Source organism: Thermodesulfobacteriota bacterium, assembly GCA_040753795.1.
Lineage (GTDB): Bacteria > Desulfobacterota > Desulfobacteria > Desulfobacterales > Desulfosudaceae > JBFMDX01.
The window spans coordinates 57,243-75,736 of record JBFMDX010000011.1; the positions used below are offsets into that span (position 1 = coordinate 57,243).

The 18,494-nt window shown below is 59.7% G+C and carries 15 protein-coding genes; 9 read left to right on the forward strand and 6 right to left on the reverse strand.

Going from position 1 to position 18,494, the window contains the following annotated elements; all coding sequences use genetic code 11:
* Positions 1 to 104 precede the first annotated feature (104 nt).
* The 8 genes from AB1724_13285 (at position 105) to AB1724_13320 (ending at position 8,944) form a co-directional block, all read left to right on the forward strand.
* Positions 105 to 2,612 (forward strand): molybdopterin-dependent oxidoreductase, encoded by a 2,508-nt coding sequence (locus tag AB1724_13285; protein MEW6078783.1) that lies wholly within the window; start codon positions 105 to 107, stop codon positions 2,610 to 2,612.
* A 64-nt stretch (positions 2,613 to 2,676) separates the two neighbouring features.
* Entirely contained in the window at positions 2,677 to 3,309 is a 633-nt protein-coding gene (locus AB1724_13290) for a class I SAM-dependent methyltransferase (GenBank protein MEW6078784.1), read from the forward strand.
* A 30-nt stretch (positions 3,310 to 3,339) separates the two neighbouring features.
* On the forward strand, positions 3,340 to 3,777 hold the full coding sequence (locus tag AB1724_13295) for a hypothetical protein (protein ID MEW6078785.1): 438 nt from the start codon (positions 3,340 to 3,342) through the stop codon (positions 3,775 to 3,777).
* A complete protein-coding gene (locus AB1724_13300) occupies positions 3,767 to 4,792 on the forward strand; it encodes a hypothetical protein (GenBank protein ID MEW6078786.1) in 1,026 nt (341 codons plus the stop codon). Before AB1724_13295 ends, AB1724_13300 begins: the two co-directional genes overlap by 11 nt.
* Positions 4,793 to 4,907: 115 nt before the next feature.
* Positions 4,908 to 5,552, forward strand: coding sequence for a hypothetical protein (locus AB1724_13305; protein MEW6078787.1), 645 nt, complete (start codon positions 4,908 to 4,910; stop codon positions 5,550 to 5,552).
* Positions 5,553 to 5,592: 40 nt separating this feature from the next.
* Positions 5,593 to 6,783: an FtsX-like permease family protein gene (locus AB1724_13310; GenBank protein ID MEW6078788.1), complete on the forward strand. Its 1,191-nt coding sequence runs from the start codon at positions 5,593 to 5,595 to the stop codon at positions 6,781 to 6,783.
* Complete coding sequence (locus AB1724_13315) at positions 6,783 to 7,496, forward strand: ABC transporter ATP-binding protein (GenBank protein ID MEW6078789.1); 714 nt, start codon at positions 6,783 to 6,785, stop codon at positions 7,494 to 7,496. Before AB1724_13310 ends, AB1724_13315 begins: the two co-directional genes overlap by 1 nt.
* 23 nt (positions 7,497 to 7,519) lie before the next feature.
* Positions 7,520 to 8,944 carry an amidase gene (locus AB1724_13320; GenBank protein MEW6078790.1) on the forward strand — a complete coding sequence of 475 codons (1,425 nt, stop codon included), beginning with the start codon at positions 7,520 to 7,522 and terminating at the stop codon, positions 8,942 to 8,944.
* Between the two features lie 33 nt (positions 8,945 to 8,977).
* Here the strand turns inward: AB1724_13320 and AB1724_13325 are convergent, their stop codons facing one another.
* The 3 genes from AB1724_13325 to cysC all read right to left on the reverse strand — a co-directional run bounded on the left by AB1724_13325 (position 8,978) and on the right by cysC (position 12,581).
* Complete coding sequence (locus tag AB1724_13325; GenBank protein MEW6078791.1) at positions 8,978 to 11,098, reverse strand: EAL domain-containing protein; 2,121 nt, start codon at positions 11,096 to 11,098, stop codon at positions 8,978 to 8,980.
* 297 nt (positions 11,099 to 11,395) lie between these two features.
* Complete coding sequence (locus AB1724_13330; protein MEW6078792.1) at positions 11,396 to 11,953, reverse strand: dual specificity protein phosphatase family protein; 558 nt, start codon at positions 11,951 to 11,953, stop codon at positions 11,396 to 11,398.
* 34 nt (positions 11,954 to 11,987) lie between these two features.
* Positions 11,988 to 12,581: an adenylyl-sulfate kinase gene (gene cysC / locus AB1724_13335; GenBank protein ID MEW6078793.1), complete on the reverse strand. Its 594-nt coding sequence runs from the start codon at positions 12,579 to 12,581 to the stop codon at positions 11,988 to 11,990.
* A 223-nt stretch (positions 12,582 to 12,804) separates the two neighbouring features.
* Here cysC and AB1724_13340 point away from each other — a divergent pair, with 223 nt between their 5' ends.
* Positions 12,805 to 13,593, forward strand: coding sequence for an exodeoxyribonuclease III (locus tag AB1724_13340; GenBank protein MEW6078794.1), 789 nt, complete (start codon positions 12,805 to 12,807; stop codon positions 13,591 to 13,593).
* A gap of 7 nt (positions 13,594 to 13,600) precedes the next feature.
* On the opposite strand, the gene AB1724_13345 is transcribed toward AB1724_13340, so the two are convergent.
* The 3 genes from AB1724_13345 to AB1724_13355 all read right to left on the reverse strand — a co-directional run bounded on the left by AB1724_13345 (position 13,601) and on the right by AB1724_13355 (position 18,472).
* The gene (locus AB1724_13345) at positions 13,601 to 13,708 is read right to left on the reverse strand and encodes a dual CXXC motif small (seleno)protein (GenBank protein MEW6078795.1); all 108 of its coding nucleotides are present in this window, start codon (positions 13,706 to 13,708) and stop codon (positions 13,601 to 13,603) included.
* Between the two features lie 128 nt (positions 13,709 to 13,836).
* On the reverse strand, positions 13,837 to 15,261 hold the full coding sequence (locus AB1724_13350) for an efflux transporter outer membrane subunit (protein MEW6078796.1): 1,425 nt from the start codon (positions 15,259 to 15,261) through the stop codon (positions 13,837 to 13,839).
* 1 nt (position 15,262) lies between these two features.
* Entirely contained in the window at positions 15,263 to 18,472 is a 3,210-nt protein-coding gene (locus AB1724_13355) for a multidrug efflux RND transporter permease subunit (protein ID MEW6078797.1), read from the reverse strand.
* Between the last annotated feature and the right edge of the window lie 22 nt (positions 18,473 to 18,494).

Below are 18,494 nucleotides of genomic sequence, written 5' to 3' on the forward strand. Positions count from 1 at the left end.
GGTTTATGTTTGAGCCGTTTGATGCTACCCAACCATTACCAGTCGAGCGCGACTTTTTCGTTAAACAATATGCAAGAACATATTATACGCCATAAGGGATCTGTATGAAGACAATTCATAAAACCGGCTGCGTGCTCTGCGCCCAGAACTGCGGCCTGGAAGTGACCGTCGAAAACAACACCATGGTTAAAGTCACCCCGGACAGGGACAACCCCCGCAGCCGGGGGTATATCTGCCGCAAGGGAAAAAATGTGGCCCATCACCAGCACCACGCCGACCGGCTCACCCACCCCCTCAAGCGTGTCGGCGACGCCTTTGTCCCCATATCCTGGGACCAGGCCGTGGCCGAGATTTCCGAAAAACTGCGAGGGATTCTGGCCAAGCACGGCCCGCGTTCCCTGGCCTACATGGGCGGCGGCGGCCAGGGCTGTCACTTTGACGCTTTTTTCGGCATTCACCTGATGCGCTCCCTGGGGTCCCGGTACCATTACAACCCCATGTCCCAGGAACTGACCGGTTTCTTCTGGGTCAACGGCCGCATGCTGGGACGGCAGCACCGGATTCCCATCCCCGACGAGACCAACGCCGACATGATGGTGGCCTGGGGATGGAACGGCATGGCCAGCCACCAGATGCCCCGGGCGCCCATCGTGCTCAGGGAGTTCGCCAGAGACCCCGAGCGGCTCCTGGTAGCCGTCGATCCGCGCAAATCGGAAACCGCCCGCGAGGCCAATATCCACATCCCGGTTAGACCGGGAACCGACGCCCTGCTGGTCCGGGCCATGATCGCCATCATCCTGGAAAAAGGATGGGAGAACAGGGATTACATCGAAAACCGCGTGACCGGCTGGGAAGACATCAAACCCCTGTTCAAAGGGTTCGACGTCGACAAGGCCTTGTCGACCTGCGGGCTGGAACGGCCCCAGATCGAAAAATTCTGCCGCCTGCTCTCTACCCGCAAATGGTGCCTCCACGCCGATCTGGGCATCCTCATGAACCGGCACAGCACGGTCACCTCCTACCTGCTGTCGCTCCTGGTGGCCATATGCGGCCGGTACTGCGTTCCCGGCGGCAACGTCATCTCCGGCATCCTTGCCCCCCTGGGATTTCATACCGACGACCGGGATCCCCGCACCTGGCGGACCGTGACCACGGATTTTCCGGCCATCACCGGATTTCATCCGCCCAATGTTCTGCCCGAGGAGGTCCTCTCCGACCACCCGGGCCGGGTGCGGGCGGTCATCATCAGCAGCAGCAATCCGCTACGGTCCTACGCCGACACCACCGCCTATGAAAAGGCCTTTGCCGCCCTGGATCTGCTGGTCACCATCGAACTCTCCCTGACCGAAACCGCCCGCCTCTCCCACTACGTGCTGCCGGCCCGGTCCGGTTATGAATCCTGGGACGGCACCTTCTTCCCCTGGAGCTACCCCGAGGTCTATTTCCAGCTGCGCCGGCCCGTGGTCGAGGCTGAGGGTGAACGCCTGGAGTGCGGGGAGATTTTCACCCGCCTGGCCGACGGCCTGGGGCTCATCCCCCCTATCCCCGATTCGCTCCATGAGGCCGCGAAAAAAGGCCGCTTTGCCTATGCCATGGAACTGGCCGTGTGCGGCCAGCGGAACCCCGCCCTGTTGAGCCGGCTGCTGTTTGTCATGGCCAGAACCATCGGCCGGGAAATGGGTTCGGCCCACCTTTCCCAGATGTGGGGGCTGCTGCAGTTGATGATGATTCAATACAAGGGACCCGGCGGCGACAGCCTGCCCCCGGAAGAAGTGTTCCTCCGGGTCACCGACGGCCATGGCCTGGCCCCTGAACTGCCCGGGTTCCTGAAAAAAGGCATCTTCAAGCCCCTGACCAAACACTGGCTCACCGCGTCCGCCCTCCTGCGCCTGCGCCCGGCGCCGTTTCTGCTGGACGCCCACCGGGGCGGCTTTTCCATCAGCCGGGCGCTGTTGAGGGCCCTGGCGCCCGAGCGGGTCTGGCAGGTTGTCAAGACCGCCTGCCGCCGGTTCAGCTACATGCCCCTCATGCAGCTCTCGCCCATGGCGGTTCTGACGGAAGAAATTTTCGAAGCACTCATCAACAACCCCCAGGGCCTGTTCATCGGCCGATGCCATGAGGACAACTTCCGGGAAATCACCCTGCCGGGGCGGAAGATGGAACTGCATATTCCGGAACTGTCCGCCGCCGTCAAACAATTAACCCCCGAAGCCGAGGAAGAAGCCCTGACGCCCCATCCGGATTTTCCGCTGATCCTGGTGGCCGGCCGTCATATGAAAACCAACGCCAACACCCTCATGCGCAATCCCGAGTGGAACAAAGATTTACGGGCCTGCACCCTGCTCATGAACCCGGAAGACGCCGAACGGATGGCCTTTTCCGACGGCCAGATGGTGACCGTCATCACGGCCGCCGGCCGGGAAAGCCTGGAACTCGAGGTCTCCGGCGACGCCCGCCCGGGCCAGGTGGTCATGCCCCACGGCTTCGGCCTCTGCTATGACGGCAAAGCATACGGGGCCAATGTCAACCGCCTGACCAGCGCCGCAAACCGTGACCCGGTCGCCGGAACCCCCCTGCACCGCTATGTGCCCTGCCGGGTGGAGGCGGCCTGAACATCGGCACCGGCAATTTCCCGCGCCGCAGGGAACGGACGCGAGAAAGGTTTTGCGAAAATCCATGAAAAACTCAGGCAAAAACCAATGGTATGACGGATATCTCTACGGCTGGTTCTTCGATCCCGTGGAAACGGCCAACCGCCGCATGGTCATGGATTTTATCCCTGCGGGCAGCACGGTTCTGGACGTGTGCTGCGGCACCGGCCGGCTGGCCCTGGAACTGGCTGGAAAATGCAGCCACGTGACCGGGGTGGACCTGTCCCGGCGCATGCTGGCCTACTGCGAGCGCCAGAAACAAAAGCGGGGCGTCAAAAACCTGGAATACATGTTCGGCGATTCCACCCGGCTGGGCGAGTACCTCGACCGCCGCTATGACGTGGCCGTCATCTCCCTGGCCCTTCACGAAATGGGACCGGAAGAGCGTCACGCCACCGTTTGCGCCATGGCGGCCGTGGCCGATCGGCTGGTGGTTTCCGACCACACCGCGCCCCAGCCCGCCACCATCCCGGGTTTTGTCATCCATCAGATGGAACGCTTCATCGGCGGACGGGTCATTTTCCCGCTGTATAATGAATACGTCACTTCCGGGGGCATCATCGGCGCGCTGGAACGCTGCGGCCTGGCGCCTGACGGACAGCGACTGGACAGGCTCGGCATCCGGCAGGTGGTCTCGGCCCGGACCGATCGTCAATAACCAAGCTAAACTTCAAAAGGAGGCAGCGTCATGAACAAGACCGTATCTTTCAAAACGCGGGCATTATGGGTAGCCGTTATGTTGGTCATGCTGATTGTCCCGGCGGTCGGGCCGGCCGAGGAAGCTTTCACCCCCCTTCCCCAGGCCGGGAAAGCTTTCATCATCGGACCCGGCTATTCCGGCATGTGGGAGTTCAGCGAGAAGCCCAAGATGGGAACCGTGGTTTTAAAAATCGTTATTTATAATAACAAGGAAGCGCGGGATACCAGCCTTAAGATAACCGGGGAATCGGGCATGCCGAGCATGCGGGGCCACCACGAGTCCGGAGACGTGGAATTTAAACTGAACAAAAACGGGGATTACCTCATGCCGGTGAACATCGTCATGCCCGGTGAGTGGGATGTCCGGATCAAATTCATCAAGGACGGTAAAGTAATTTACCGCGGCGTGATCGAGTTTGACGTGTAGCCGCAATTCACGGCCGGAAGAAATCAGGCGGTCGCCATGGCGGAAACTTTTTGCCGGATGGGCGTTGTGGGTGATTTTATGCGCCTGCCCCGCCACCGCTTCCGACTATCTGCTCTACCTGGAGGCCCAGGGCGTGGCGGGTTATTCCAGCCGCACGGACGAGGCCAGCTATTATTCCTGGATGGCCGACGAGGTGATGCAGAAGCCCTCTCTCGGGGTGGATTTTCTCAAGCGGCTTTCGAGCGAGGCCGGTGATTTCGGGGCCTTTGCGCTCCAGTACCGGCTGGCCTGGGATGACCCGGAGGACCGGTTTCAATCCCAGCTTTACAATGCCTGGTTCAAATACAAGGCCGGCTGGTCGGACCTGTGGCTGGGCCACAACCGGCCGGCCATGGGCCTGTCCTCGATTTTCGACACCCACGGGCTGCTCCTGCCGACCCTGCCCATGTACGGCTTCGGCTTTGACCGGGACTGGGGAGCGGGCGCGTCCCGGGATCTGGACTGGGGAAACGTCAGCCTGTCGCTGACCACCGGCAGCGGCATGCCCGTCCGCTTTGACGGCAACTATCTGGCCACGGCGCGGGTCGCCAAAGGCGTGCTCGGCAAGGACAACTACAGCCTGGGCGCGTCCCTGACTTCCGGACAAATTCTGGGAGTCATGGGCTATGAAGTCATAGACAGGGAACCCCGGCGAACCTTTCTGGGCGGAGTGGACCTGACGTTCCTGCGGGATTTTTTTGAAACCCGGGTGGAGGTTGTGTCCGGTCGGAACCGGGGCGAACGGGCCACGGCCATTTTTCTGCGGGAAGGGGTCAATCTCATGGACGAAGGGCGACTGAAGCTGGAAATCCAGCCGGTATCCTGGCAGACGGCCGGGAGAGATCAATATTCCCTCGCCAGCGGCGCTTCTTTTCAGGTTAACGGTGATCTGGCCCTGCGGTTCATGCACCTGTATGACGGCCAGACCGGCGAGAACCGTTTTGTGGTGCAGGCGTATGGCTACAAAAAAATGTAAATAGGGATAAAGGCATTTTTACGCCGGATCACCCGATCAAGTCGGTTGATGGCGAAGGACGCAGCCGGGAGATGACGAATATAAAACCGGCCGACGAAAATCAGGAGAAAAGGCCATGAAACAAGGGATAATTTTTCTTCTATTTTGTTTGTTCTTGGCGGATCCGGCGACTCACCCCGCCCTGGCGGCGGTGGGCTGCGACCTCAACGATCCGGACCGGGACGTGAAACGGCTCTTTCCCGGCTCCACCGGCTATAAAACCCACTACATGTCCATCGACAAGCAGGGCGGAGACCCCCAGCTCAGACGGATTGAGCAGCGTCTCGGCGATTCCTTTCAGGGCCTTTATGAAACCGTTGATGTGCCTTACACCATTTACGAAATTTTAAACGGCGCGGAAAAAATCGGGTACATCCACGGTGTCAACCAGAAGGGCCATTACGGCGGCATCCAGGTGTTTCTGGTCCTCGATCTGGATGGCATCATCAAAAGCTTCTATCTCCAGAAACTGACTTCCAGGGCCGCGACGCAATTCCGGTCGGCCGAATTCGGTAAACAGTTTGAAGGCCTGAGCCTGGCGGATTTTGACGCCTATGACGTCGTCACCGGCAAAACAACCGCCACCGGCCGGGTGAACCGGATCAACAACCCCGCGCCCGAAGCGGCGGACGATTTCCGGGCGGTCCTCCGGGCGGCCAAGAAGAACCTGATCCTGATGGATGAGTTTGTTTACGGAAACCGTTTCCTGAACAACATTTAGGGGCACGGCGCGCCATGCCCCTGCCGGATGGAGGTGCCTCATGTTAAGCCTGTACAAAATCGCCTTCAAGAATCTCCTGCGCAAGCGCACGCGCACCCTCCTGACAATCGTGGGCATCGCCCTGTCGTCGTGGGTGCTGGCCAGCCTGCTGGGATTCAACCAGGGGTACGAGGCCTCCCTGAACCGGGACATCGATAATATGGGATTCCAGGTAATTCTGACGGCCAAGGGCTGCCCCTACGAAGCCGCCACCCTGATGCTCAAGGGCGGCACCGGCCTGCGTTACATGAGCCAGTCGGTCATCGACCAGGTGCGCAACGAACCGGAAGTGTCCCGCATCACCCCCATGCTCATGCAGGCCGTCTTCGATCCCAATAAGGGCGAAAGCGGCGGTATCAGCGCCTACCTGGGCGTCGACCCGGTCACCTATCCGCCGATGAAAACCTATCTGGAATTTGCGCAGGGCGGATGGTTCACCGATCCGGAAGCCATGGAGGCGGTCATGGGTTTTGAAGCCGCCGAACTGGAACAGCGTGAGGTGGGCGACCTGCTCTTGATCCCGGAAAAGGAGGTGGAGATCCGGGTGGTGGGAATCCTGAAGCGCAGCGGCACCCAGGATGACGGCACCATTTTCCTGCCCTTTCGAACAGTTCAGAAAATTTTTAGCCGGCCCGACGAACTGACCGCTTTGGGCATTCAGACGAAAAAAGACGCCGACATCATCGGGTTCGAGGAAAAGCTTTATAAGCTGCCGGATGTCCAGGTGGTCTCCATGGCCCAGGTCAAGAACACCATCATGAGCCTGGTCACCACCGCCAAGATCATGGTCTTTTCCATTGCCGCCATCGCCGTGCTCATCGCCATGGTGGGCGTCATCAACACCATCCTCATGTCGGTCTTCGAACGTTTCCAGGAAATCGGCATCCTCAAGAGCATGGGCGCCATGCCCGGAGATATTTTCAAGCTGGTCTGGATCGAGACCCTGATCCTCTGCCTGCTGGGGGGAATCGTTGGCACCGCCATGGCCCTGGGCCTGTCCAAAATGACGGAAGTTCTGGTACGCAACCTGCTGCCCTACGCCCCGACCGGCTCGCTGATACTGATCGACGCGAAACTGGCGGCCACCACCCTGGTGGCGGTGGTGCTGATCGGCTTTGTCAGCGGCGTGTATCCGGCCTGGAGGGCGGCCCGCATCCGGCCCATCGAATCCATCCGCAGCGAGGTGAACTGATGAGCACGAATCAAATGGCCATTGCCGCCGGAAGCATAAACAAAATCTATGTCCGCGGCAGCGAGCAGATCTATGCCGTCAACAACGTGTCGCTGTCGATCGGCGCCGGCGAATACGTGGCCTTTGTCGGTCCCTCGGGCTCGGGAAAAACCACCCTGATCAACATCCTGGGATGCCTGGACAACCCCACCTCCGGAAGGCTGGCCGTGGAGGGCCGGGAGATTTTCGGCGGAAAGCCGCTTTCGGAAAAGGCCCTGACCCGCATCCGGCGGGAGTCCTTCGGCTATATCTTCCAGAAGTTCCACCTTATCCCCACCCTGACGGTCCGGGAAAACGTCATGCTGCCGCTGACGTTCTTCAGCAAACCGGGGGCGGGGGAGAACGTGGACCGGCTGCTGTCCATGCTCGATCTGGACCGGCGCAAGGGTCACCTGCCGGGAGAACTTTCCGGCGGCGAGATGCAGCGGGTGGCCATCGCCCGAGCCCTGGTGAACAAGCCCCGTATCCTGCTGGCCGACGAGCCCACCGGCAACCTGGACACGGCCCGGAGCAATGAAATCGGCCGGGTGCTCAACGAACTGAACCGCAACGAAGGACTGACGGTCATCCTGGTGACCCACAATCTTCAGCTGGCCGGGACCGCCCACCGCATCGTCCGTCTCTGCGACGGCCGTCTGGTGCCGGAAGAATCGGGCGAGGCCTGTCCCCTGTAAATGACGGAATAAGGGAGCGTTTCATGAATGAACTCAAGGTTAACACGGTTTGTAATGATGTCCTGGAAGATTTGGACGCCACCGCGCTTGCCGAACGCCTGGAAAGCGGGAAAGTAACGTCGATGGAACTGGTCGAGGCCGCGATCAAACGGGCGGAGCAGGCCAACCCCAAACTGAATGCCATTGTCACCAAGACATTTGATACGGCCCGTGAGCAGGCCAAAGGGCCGAGGAAAGGAAGACTGGGCGGGATCCCCACCTTTATCAAGGACAACGTGGAAGTGCAGGGTGTTCCCACCCTGTTCGGCACCCGCGCCCTGCCCCGAACGCCTTCGAAAAAAGATCACGCCTTTATCAAACAGTTTAAATCCCTGGGGATGATCAGCCTGGGCAAGACCGCTTTGCCGGAGTTCGGCATTCCGCCGACCACGGAATCCCTGCTCCACGGCGCCACCGCCAACCCCTGGAATATCCATTATTCGTCCGGCGGTTCGTCGGGCGGTTCGGCCGCCCTGGTGGCCGCGGGCGTCGTGCCCCTGGCCCACGGCAATGACGGCGGGGGATCGATCCGTATTCCGGCGGCGTGCTGCGGCCTGGTGGGATTGAAACCCACCCGCTATCGCCTGGTCAGCCCGATTGAGCTCAAAATGCTGCCCATCAATGTCGTGTTCGAAGGGGTTATCACCCGGACGGTCAGGGATACGGCCTTATTCATGGCCGAGGCGGAAAAGTATTATGCCAATCCCCGGCTGCCGTCACTGGGGCTGGTTACCGGGCCCGGGAAAAAACGGCTGCGAATCGCGCTGATTACCGAGGCCATCGGCGACATCGTTGTCGAAGATGAGGTGCTTGATGTCGTTCGCTCCACGGCCGGATTGTGCGAGCAGCTCGGGCATTATATCGAAGAACTTCCGATCCCTTTTACCGAACAGATCGGTGACGATTTTACCCTGTATTACGCCTTTCTTTTTTTCATGCTGCACCGGTTCGGGAAAAAGCTGCTGTCTCCTGATTTTGATCCGGCAAAGGTGGAAAGCCTGACCCTGGGAATGAGCCGGCATTTTTCAAAACACATGCGCTCATTTCCTTTTGCCACCCGGCGGTTAAGAAGAGCCAGAAAGGTGACGGAGTCTTTTTATGATAAATATGATGCGGTTCTTTGTCCGGTACTGGCCGCCGGAACCGTAAAAAACGGGGCGCTGCTTAATCCCGACCTGCCCTTTGAAACGGTGTTTAAAGGCATCCGCGACTATGCCCCCTTTACCGCGCTGCAGAATATCACCGGGGAACCGGCCATCTCCCTGCCCCTGGGAAGGAGCCGGGACGGTCTGCCCATCGGGGTTCAATTTGCCGCCCCCATGGGTCATGATAAGGTTTTGCTGGAACTGGCCTTTGAACTGGAGCAGGCCCGGCCATGGCCGCGCTTTCCGGTTATGGATTCCCGCTAGTGTGACCTGCCTTGCGCTGCCTTTACCGTTTGGTCACGACTTGTCTCTTATTACGGGGATGTGCTTTCGCAGCAGTTCGGCAAGTTTTTCCGGCGAGACCGGCTTGCTGAAATAAAAACCCTGCATCTCATCGCAAACCTTCTCTCGCAGGAAATCATCCTGCTCCAGCGTTTCCACGCCTTCGGCGACAACGGTCAGCGACAGGGTTTTGCCCATGGCGATGATCGCCTCGGTAATGGCCTTGTTCTCGGGATCGTGCGGAAGGTTACGGATAAACGACCGGTCCACCTTGAGCGTGTCGATGGGGAAATGTTTGAGCTGGGCCAGGGCGGAGTAGCCGGTGCCAAAATCATCAATGGCAATGCGCAGGCCCATTTCCTTCAACTTGGTCATCAAGGCCAGCTGGCGCGCGGGATTATGCAGGGCCATGCTTTCGGTGATTTCCAGTTCCAGCAGGTTCGGCGCCATGCCGGACTCCTCCAGCGCGGCGCTGATATCGTTTATCAGGTTGTCGTCCATGAGTTGACGAAGCGACAAATTGACCCCCATCCTGACCGGCGGCAGGCCCTGGCGCTGCCAGGCGACATTCTGGGCGCAGGCGGTTTTCAGCACCCAGCGGCCGATGGGCACGATCAGCCCGATTTCTTCGGCTACCGGAATGAATTGCGCCGGGGAGACCGCCCCAAGGTATGGATTCTCCCAGCGCAGCAGCGCCTCCACGCCCGTGACCTGGTCGGTCTTGAAATCAAGCTTGGCCTGATAGGTCAAATACAGCTCATTGCGCTCCAGGGCGCGACGCAGGTTGGTCTCGATGGAAAAGCGCTCATAGGCCTGGATCTGAATATTCTCGGCATAGAACTGGTAGTTATTCCGGCCTTCCTCCTTGGCCAGGTACATGGCCATGTCGGCGTTTTTCATCAGGGTCTGTTCGTCCTCTCCGTCGCGGGGGTACAGGCTGATGCCGATGCTGGTCGTCACGCGGCATTCTTCATCCATCAGAAGAACCGGCTGCATGACCGTGCTGTGAATCTTCTGGGCAAGGGCTTCGACCTGATTCAGGCCCTCTATGTCCTCGATCAATATAATGAATTCATCTCCCCCCAGACGGGCGATAATATCGCTTGTCCGCAGCGTTTGCTTAAACCTGATGGCCATCTTTTTCAGCAACTGGTCTCCCGCGTCGTGCCCCAGAGAGTCGTTGATGGACTTGAAACGGTCAAGATCGATGAAAAAAACGGCCAACTGCAGGTGATGATGCTTTGCCCGGATAATGGCGTGGTTTAAAATTTCGCTGAACATCAGCCGGTTGGGCAGGCCGGTCAGGGCGTCATGCGTGGCCATATGGTTGAGCTTCTGCTCCATCCGTTTGCGTTCGGTGATGTCGCGCAGAATGCCTTTAAAACCGACCGGCTTGCCGGATGAATCATTTCGTAACGATATGGACGCCTCGACCTGTCTTTCCTCGCCGGTCTTCCCGATAATCTGCCAGTCGAAACTGTCGATCGGGTTGCCGGTCCGGTATACTTTGTTAAACGCCCGGAAAACTTTTTTCGCGGTAACCTTATCCGTAAACCGCTGGTGATTTGAACCTGTCAGTTCTTCTTTGGAGCAGCCGGCGATCCGGCACATGGAGTCGTTGATAAAGGTCAGGTTGCCGTCCAGATCCACCTCGAAATACCCCTCATGGATGCTTTCGAGAATGGTGCGGTATTTTTCCTCGCTCCGGCGCAATGCTTTTTCCATTATTTTGTATATGGTGATATCCATGAAACTGCCCAGGGTGGCTCTTTCACCTTTATACTGGATGGGCGTGATCGTCTCCAGAACCCAGATAATCTCATTGTTCTTCCTGACGTACCGGTATTCATAGGGGTCGAATAATTCCCTTTTCAAACGCTTTATGGCCTGCTGCCTGACCATTTCCCGGTCTTCAGGATAAATATGGGCGAGAGAATGCGTGCCGATAATCTCCTCTTCCGTGTAGCCGATGAGTTTCTGGTATAACTGGCTGACGTAGACGAAGTTACCGCGCTGAATGATATATATACCGACGCCGACATTGGATATGATGTCCTGGGCCAGATGGGACAGGTCGTCCGGAGGTGGAGTGCCCCCCCTTCCAGGTTTGCCGTCTGATTGCGGGTTGTCTGCCATTGTCATTCAATCTGGAAATAAAATTTTGCCCCGGTGGATTTATGGGCACCCCAAAGAATCGTCTTTTAAAAGATGCCCTTATCTTTAGCAGAGCCGGGGTTGCAAGTCAATCATAAGGGTATCTCTAAAAATTAGAATTTTGGCTTGAGGTCAAGGCGTGCGAAAATTTTAACCGCAGGAATACATAGAAGTATTTCGAGGATTAAAATTTAAGCACAACGCCGACATCGGGCCAAAAGGCAATTTTTGGAGGTGCCCATAAGTAAAACCATGGAGATACCGATTCACCCGTCGTGATTAAAGCCCTTGCAGCTCGCGCTTAATCCTGTCCACGTCCAGATTTTGAATCCGTTCAATCAAATTATCGTACCGCTTGTGAAACCCGAATCCGCCGTTGACCATTTCATCGATGGCATCATCTTTCGACCAGCCCTGCATGATCACACGGTAGGCGGCAATCACCGCGCCGGTCCGGTCGGCACCGTAGCGGCAGTGGACCAGGATAGGGCCCTTGGCGTTTTTGATAATTTTCAGCGCCTCCAGGATCTGGTCCTCGCTCAGGTCATCGGCCTCTGTTTCAACTCTGTGCAGGAGAAGAGAGGTGTCTCTGGCATCATCTTTATCCGAATGCCTGTCCCGCAGATTCAACACCTCCTTTATACCGAAGGCCTCCACGGTTTTCATGTCGACAGCCCCCGGCTGGGAGGAGCGATAGACCTTCTGATCGACCTGATACCAGTTCTCCAGTTCGTTGTTGATGACCGGCCGGGCCCAGTTCTCCGGCCGGACCTTCGGACCCTGAGCCTGAAAACCGAACAGCACCAGGGCGGTCAGGAATATGGCTGCGTATTTCATGGCGGATACCTTTCTTCAGCGTTCAGAGCTGACGTTAAATGACTCCGCGCCGCTCCAGTACGCCGATAACGATTTCGACGCACTCCTCGATGGGATGACGGTCCGTGCGCAGGTGAATCTCCGGTTTTGGAGGCGGTTCATAAGGCGCGTCAATGCCGGTGAAGTCCCTGATCAGGCCGGCGCGGGCTTTTTTATACATGCCCTTGGGATCGCGCTGCTCGCAGACGGAAATGTCGGCGTCGCAGAATACCTCCACGAAATGTTCCGGCTGAAGGTCGCGGGCCGTTTTCCTGTCCGCGATGTAAGGGCTGATGAAGGCGGTCAGGTTGACCACCCCGGCCATGGTGAAAAGCTTGGCCACCTCGCCGATGCGCCGGATATTTTCCTCGCGGTCCCGGGGAGAAAAGCCCAGGTCCCGGTTCAAACCGTGACGGATGTTATCCCCGTCCAGAACATAGGTGGATACGTTCCGCTGGTGCAGTTCAGCGGCCACGGCATTGGCCAGGGTGGACTTGCCCGAGGCGGACAGGCCGGTGAACCAGATGGTGACGCCCCTGTGGCCGTGCAACTGCTCCAGATCGGACCGGGATACGATATGCTCATGCCAGACGACATTGGATTCCTTCATCGTTCATAATTCCTTATCGGTCAACGGATAATCAGGATCGGGTTTTCCTGTTAAACCGATCTTTTATAATGTGCTCCCTTTATTGTCAATACGGGATTCAGCCGATCAGAAACGGAATAATGATTGAACGCCGGCGGTTCGCCATGGTAATTTCCGGACAGGATCTGACGGATTGAGAGGAACTGGCAGACCGTAACAGACGACGGATATGGTGAGGAAAAATATGGCCGGACGAATCATCAAACTGGTATCATGGAATGTCAATGGTCTGCGGGCGGTGATGGGCAAAGGCTTCCCGGAGACATTGAAAAAACTGGGGGCTGATGTAATCGGAATCCAGGAGACAAAGCTGCAGGCGGCACAGGTGACGCCGGACATGGCCGACATTGACGGCTATACCTCGTACTGGGCCCACGCCACGGTAAAAAAAGGATACAGCGGCACGGCTGTTTATTCCCGGATCACTCCCAGGAACGTCAAGACGGGCATCGGCCGGCCGGAGTATGACGCCGAAGGCCGCATCATCGAAATGGACTTTGAGGATTTCATCTTCTTCAACATCTATTTTCCCAACGGCCAGATGGGCGAAGACCGACTGGCCTACAAGCTGAATTTTTACCGTGATTTTTTCGCCTATGCCGACGAGTACCGGCGCCAGGGCCGCAGCCTGGTCATCACCGGAGATTACAACACCGCCCACAACGAAATCGACCTCAAGAATCCCAAGGCCAACGAGAATACCTCCGGGTTTCTGCGCGTGGAACGGGACTGGCTGGACCGGATAGTGGCCGACGGGTACGTGGACACCTTCCGTCACCTCTACCCGGACACGGTCAGGTATTCGTGGTGGACCTACCGGTTCAAGGCCCGGGAACGGAACGTGGGGTGGCGCATCGATTATTTCTTCGTAACCGAAGACGTGGTTTCCAAAGGGTGGCTCAAGGACGCCTATATCGACAACACGGTCACGGGATCGGACCATTGCCCGGTGGGATTGGTCTTAGAGGTATAGTTTCCGGCTACAGACGGTCGCAGCGGATATTGCCCACCTGCCGTTCAAACTCTTCGTCCATCTGCTGATGGTACTGTTCCAGGGTGAATTCGGCGTTGCAGGACCTGCAGCGCAGATAAACGGCTTTTCAGGTCCGGCGCATCTCCACCGGCCCCTGGCACCGGATACATCGCATTTTCTCCATCGCTGAAACCACTCCTTTGCAAAAAAACAGGCCCATACTGATCGGGACCGAAACACCTGTCAAGGGGAAACCGGGGCAGGTGCGGTCATGCGGTCCGCCTCGGTGACCCATCCGCCGCCCATGGACTTGTAAATGTTCACCAGGGAAGACAGCAGCGAAGCCCGGGACTGGGCGTATTTGAGCTCGGCGGGGAACTGCTGCTGCTGGGCCTGGAGAACGGTGGAATACGGCGCGTAGCCGCCGTCATACTGGAGCTGGGCCAGGCGGGCGTATTCCCGGCAGGCCCTGACCAGGCGTTCCTGGGCAAGGATCTGCTCGGAGGTCTTGCGGTGGGCCGCCAGGGCGTTTTCCACGTCGGCAAAAGCGTTTTGAACGGACTGCTCGTAGTTGTACAAGGCGGCCTGGCGGGCGGCTTCAGCCTGCCTGACCTGCCCGTAAATGGCGCCGCCGGCAAAGAGCGGCCCGGTCAGCGACCCGGAATAGCTCCAGAGCCGGCCGGGGCCTTCAAACAGGTCCGACAGGTCCGAGCTGGCATAACCGTAATTGCCGGTCAGCGAGATGGACGGGAAATACAGGGCCCTGGCGGCGCCGATGCGGGCATTTAACGAAATCAGGTTCTGCTCGGCCTGGCGGATGTCCGGCCGGTTGGCCAGCAGGTCCGAGGGAAGCCCGGCGGGAACGGCCGGCAGACTGATCTCGTCCATGGTCTTGCCCCGGGGAACCGGGCCGGGATTGCGTCCCAGCAGGAGACAGAGGGCGTGTTCGGTCTGGACGATCTGCAGCTCGATCTGGGGGATGGTGGCGGCCGCGGTTTCGTATTGGGTGCGGGCCTGTTCCACCGTCATCTGGGAGACCTGGCCGTATTCAAACTGCTTTTCAAAAAGCGCCACCGACTCGCCGTAAGCGGCCAGTGATCTTCTGGAAATGGCCAGCTGGTCGTCGAGGCCGAGCAGCTGGATATAGGTGTTGGCCGTGGCGGCCACCAGGGAGAGCAGGACGCCCCGCCGTCCTTCTTCGGTGGCCAGCAGGTCCGCCCTGGCCGACTCGGTCAGCCGCCGCGAACGGCCCCACAGGTCCAGTTCCCAGCTGGCGCTGCCCAGGGACTGATAGGTATTATACGGATTGTCCGGCAGCAGAACGGCCTGGGAATCGGTGGCCCGCTGACGGGTGGCGGCGCCGCCGTACCCGATCTGGGGAAACAGGGGCGAGCGGACCTGCATGAGGACGGCCGCCGCCTGTTCGACACTGGCCGCCGCCATCCGGACGGATTTGTTGTTGACCAGGGCTTCGGCGATGAAAGATTCCAGGACCGGGTCATTGAACTGTTTCCACCACCGCACGTCGGCGGTCTGCCCGATCCCTTCTCCCCCATAGATGAAAGCGCCCGGCGCGTCGACGGGCGGTTTGCGGTAATCCGGCCCCATCATGCACCCGGGCATCAGGACGGTAAAAAGCAAGAGTCCATATAAAAGATATCGGCGCATGTCAGACTGCCTCCTGGTTCCCGGCCGCGTCGCCCCCATGGGCATCATGGCCGGTGTGGCCTGTCCCGCCGGCGGCCGCCTTGTTTTTCCTGGCCTCGAAATATTCGCGCATGCGGTCAAAGAGATAGAACAGCAGCGGCACGTAGAGCATGGCCAGGGTGGTTTCGCCGATCATGCCGCCGATGATGCCGGTGCCGATGGAGTGCCGGGCGTTGGCACCGGCGCCCATGGCGATGGCCAGGGGCAGCACGCCGAAGGCGAAGGCCAGGGACGTCATGATAATGGGGCGGAGCCGCTGCTCGCCCGCCTCGATGGTGGCCTCGATGATGGACCGGCCCTGCTTGCGGAGTTCCACGGCAAAGGAGACCCGCAGGATGGCGTTCTTGGCGCCCAGACCGATGAGCACCAGCAAACCGATCTGGAAATAGACGTCGTTTTCGAGCCCGCGCAGCCAGTTGGCCGTCAGGGCCCCGAGAACGCCGAAGGGCACCGCCATCATGACCGTCCCGGGCAGGGTCCAGGATTCATACTGGGCCGACAGGACCAGGAAGACGATGATGAGGCCGAAGATAAACGCCACGGCCGAGGTGCCGCCGGCCTTCTTTTCCTCAAAGGCCAGTCCCGACCAGGCGAAGGTGTACCCGGCGGGAAGGAGTTCGGCGGCCACGGATTCCATGGCGGTGATGGCCTGGCCCGAGCTGTACCCGGCCGCGGCGTTGCCGTTGACCTTGGCGGCCGGAAACCCATTGAAATGGGTCAGCATGTCCGGACCGGAAACCCAGCGGGTGGTAACCACCGCCGACAGAGGGACCATGTTCCCCTGGCTGGACCGGGTATACAGGCGGGTCAAGTCGTCCGGGTTCTGACGGAAGCGGGGATCGGATTGGAGCACCACCCACCAGACCCGCGAAAACTCGTTGTACTGGCTGACCGTAAGCGATCCGAACTGGGCCTGAATGGCGTTGTACACATCCTGGACGGGCACCCCCAGCAGGTTGGCCTTGTCCCGATCCACGTCCACGAAGAGCTGGCGGGCGGAGGCGCGAAAGGTGCTGCTCAGTCCCGTCAGTTCCGGCCGCCCGGACGCCCTGGCGATGAACTCCCGGGTCAGGGATTCCAGCCGGGCCGGATCGCCGGCGGCCGTGTCCTGGATCCAGAACTCGAACCCGCCGGTGGTGCCGATGCCGGGAATGGATGGCGGCGGGATGGGAATGACCCGGGCTTCCCTGATATCGGCAGCCCGGCTTTTCAGGCCCAGGAGAACGGCCTTGGCATTTTCGGCCTTGGCCTGCTTGACGGAGGCGTACCGTTCCTCGAAAGGCTTGAGGGTGACAAAGAAGGCGCCGGCATTGGTTTTAAAGCCGCTGTCCAGAACGCTGTAGCCGGCCAGCTGGGTGCGGTTGTCGACCCCGGGGATCTCCGCCAGGATCTTGTCGACGCGCCCGGTGACGTCCCTGGTCCGCTCCATGCTGGCCGCGTCCGGCATGATCACGGCCGACATGACGTAGCCCTGGTCCTCGTTGGGCACGAAGCTGGTCGGCAGGACCGAAAACAGGTGGATGATCAGCCAGATCAGCACGGCCAGGACCCCGAAGGACACGCCCACCCGCTTGATGACGAACATGACGGCATGGCCGAACCCCCGGGTGACGGCATCCACCTGGCGGTTGAACCAGGCGAAGAAGCCCCGGGTGGGCGGCGCCGTGTGTTTCAGCAGGACGCCGCACATGGCCGGCGTCAGGGTCAGGGCCACGAACCCGGACACCGCCACGGAAATGACGATGGTGATGGCGAACTGTTTGTAGAGCTGGCCGGTGGTGCCGGGCAGGAACGCCGCCGGCAGAAAGACCGAGGCCATGACCAGCACCACCGCCACCAGGGAACTGGATATCTCGCTCATGGCCCGGATGGTGGCATCCTTCGGTGAGAGATGGTGCAGCGTCATGTTGCGCTCGACGTTTTCCACCACCACGATGGCGTCGTCCACCACCATGCCGATGGCCAGCACCAGGCCGAAGAGGGTCAGCAGGTTGATGGAGAACCCCAGGGCGAGCATGCCGGTGAAGGTGCTGACCAGGGAGACGAGGATGGCGGTGATGCAGATAATGGTGGTGCGGAAGCTCTGGAGAAAGAGGAAGACCACCAGCACCACCAGCACGATGGCCTCCACCAGCGTATCCTTGACTTCGGCGATGGACAGGCGCACGAAATCATTGGTGTCCAGGGAAATGACGTAATCGATGCCGGCCGGGAAGCGGGCCTTCATGTCCGCCAGCGTCTTTCTTACCGCCGCCGACACCTCCAGCCCGTTGGCGCCGGCCTGCTGGTAAATGGCGATGAAGGTGGCGGGGGTCCCGTTCAGTCTGCCCTCGATGATATACTGCCGCAGCCCCACCTCGGCCCGGGCCACGTCCTTCAACCGCACGATGGCGCTGCCGTCCTGGCTGGCCCGCAGGATAATGTTCTCGTATTCCGCCGGGGAAGTGAAAGGCCCCTGGGTGACCACCGGGAAGGTCAGCTGCACCGGTCCGGCATTGGGCTGCTGGCCGATCTGGCCGGCCCCGTAAAGCGCGTTCTGCCTGGCCACGGCCTGCTGGATGTCGCTGGTGGTGATCCCCAGGGAGGCCATCCGGTCGGGATCCATCCAGATGCGCATGGCCTGGTCGGGAACGCCCATGATCTGGGCCTGGCCGGCGCCCGGCACCCGCTTGAGGGCGTCCAGGACATAGACGTTGGCGAAGTTGGCGATATATTCGCTGCTGTAACGGCCGCCCTCGGCGATGACGGCGATCATCATCATGATGGACGAGGCCTTCTTCTGGACGGAGACGCCCAGCTGGGTCACGGCCGCGGGCAGCTGCGGCAGGGCCAGGTTGACCCGGTTCTGGACCTGGACCTGGGCGATGTCGGGGTTGGTGTCCAGGGAAAAGTACACGGTCAGGGTCAGCTGGCCGCTGGACGATGAGGACGACGACATGTAAATCATGTTGTCGACCCCGTTGATCTGGGCTTCTATGGGCGCGGCCACGGACTCGGCCAGGGTCCGGGAGTCGGCCCCGGGATAAGTGGCGGAAACCGTCACCTGGACCGGCGTAATGGGCGGATACTGCTCCACCGGCAGGGACTTGAGAGCCACCAGTCCCGCCAGGCAGATGATCAGCGATATGACGGTGGCGAAAATCGGCCGTTCAATGAAAAACCGGGAAAACATGGGCCCGGGCCTCCTCTTTCTG

Coding starts and splice junctions, on each gene's coding strand:
- AB1724_13285 (MEW6078783.1), top strand. CDS start 105: ATGAAGACAATTCATAAAACCGGCTGCGTGCTCTGCGCCCAGAACTGC.
- AB1724_13290 (MEW6078784.1), top strand. CDS start 2,677: ATGAAAAACTCAGGCAAAAACCAATGGTATGACGGATATCTCTACGGC.
- AB1724_13295 (MEW6078785.1), top strand. CDS start 3,340: ATGAACAAGACCGTATCTTTCAAAACGCGGGCATTATGGGTAGCCGTT.
- AB1724_13305 (MEW6078787.1), top strand. CDS start 4,908: ATGAAACAAGGGATAATTTTTCTTCTATTTTGTTTGTTCTTGGCGGAT.
- AB1724_13310 (MEW6078788.1), top strand. CDS start 5,593: ATGTTAAGCCTGTACAAAATCGCCTTCAAGAATCTCCTGCGCAAGCGC.
- AB1724_13315 (MEW6078789.1), top strand. CDS start 6,783: ATGAGCACGAATCAAATGGCCATTGCCGCCGGAAGCATAAACAAAATC.
- AB1724_13320 (MEW6078790.1), top strand. CDS start 7,520: ATGAATGAACTCAAGGTTAACACGGTTTGTAATGATGTCCTGGAAGAT.
- AB1724_13325 (MEW6078791.1), bottom strand. CDS start 11,098: ATGGCAGACAACCCGCAATCAGACGGCAAACCTGGAAGGGGGGGCACT.
- AB1724_13330 (MEW6078792.1), bottom strand. CDS start 11,953: ATGAAATACGCAGCCATATTCCTGACCGCCCTGGTGCTGTTCGGTTTT.
- cysC (MEW6078793.1), bottom strand. CDS start 12,581: ATGAAGGAATCCAATGTCGTCTGGCATGAGCATATCGTATCCCGGTCC.
- AB1724_13340 (MEW6078794.1), top strand. CDS start 12,805: ATGGCCGGACGAATCATCAAACTGGTATCATGGAATGTCAATGGTCTG.
- AB1724_13350 (MEW6078796.1), bottom strand. CDS start 15,261: ATGCGCCGATATCTTTTATATGGACTCTTGCTTTTTACCGTCCTGATG.
- AB1724_13355 (MEW6078797.1), bottom strand. CDS start 18,472: ATGTTTTCCCGGTTTTTCATTGAACGGCCGATTTTCGCCACCGTCATA.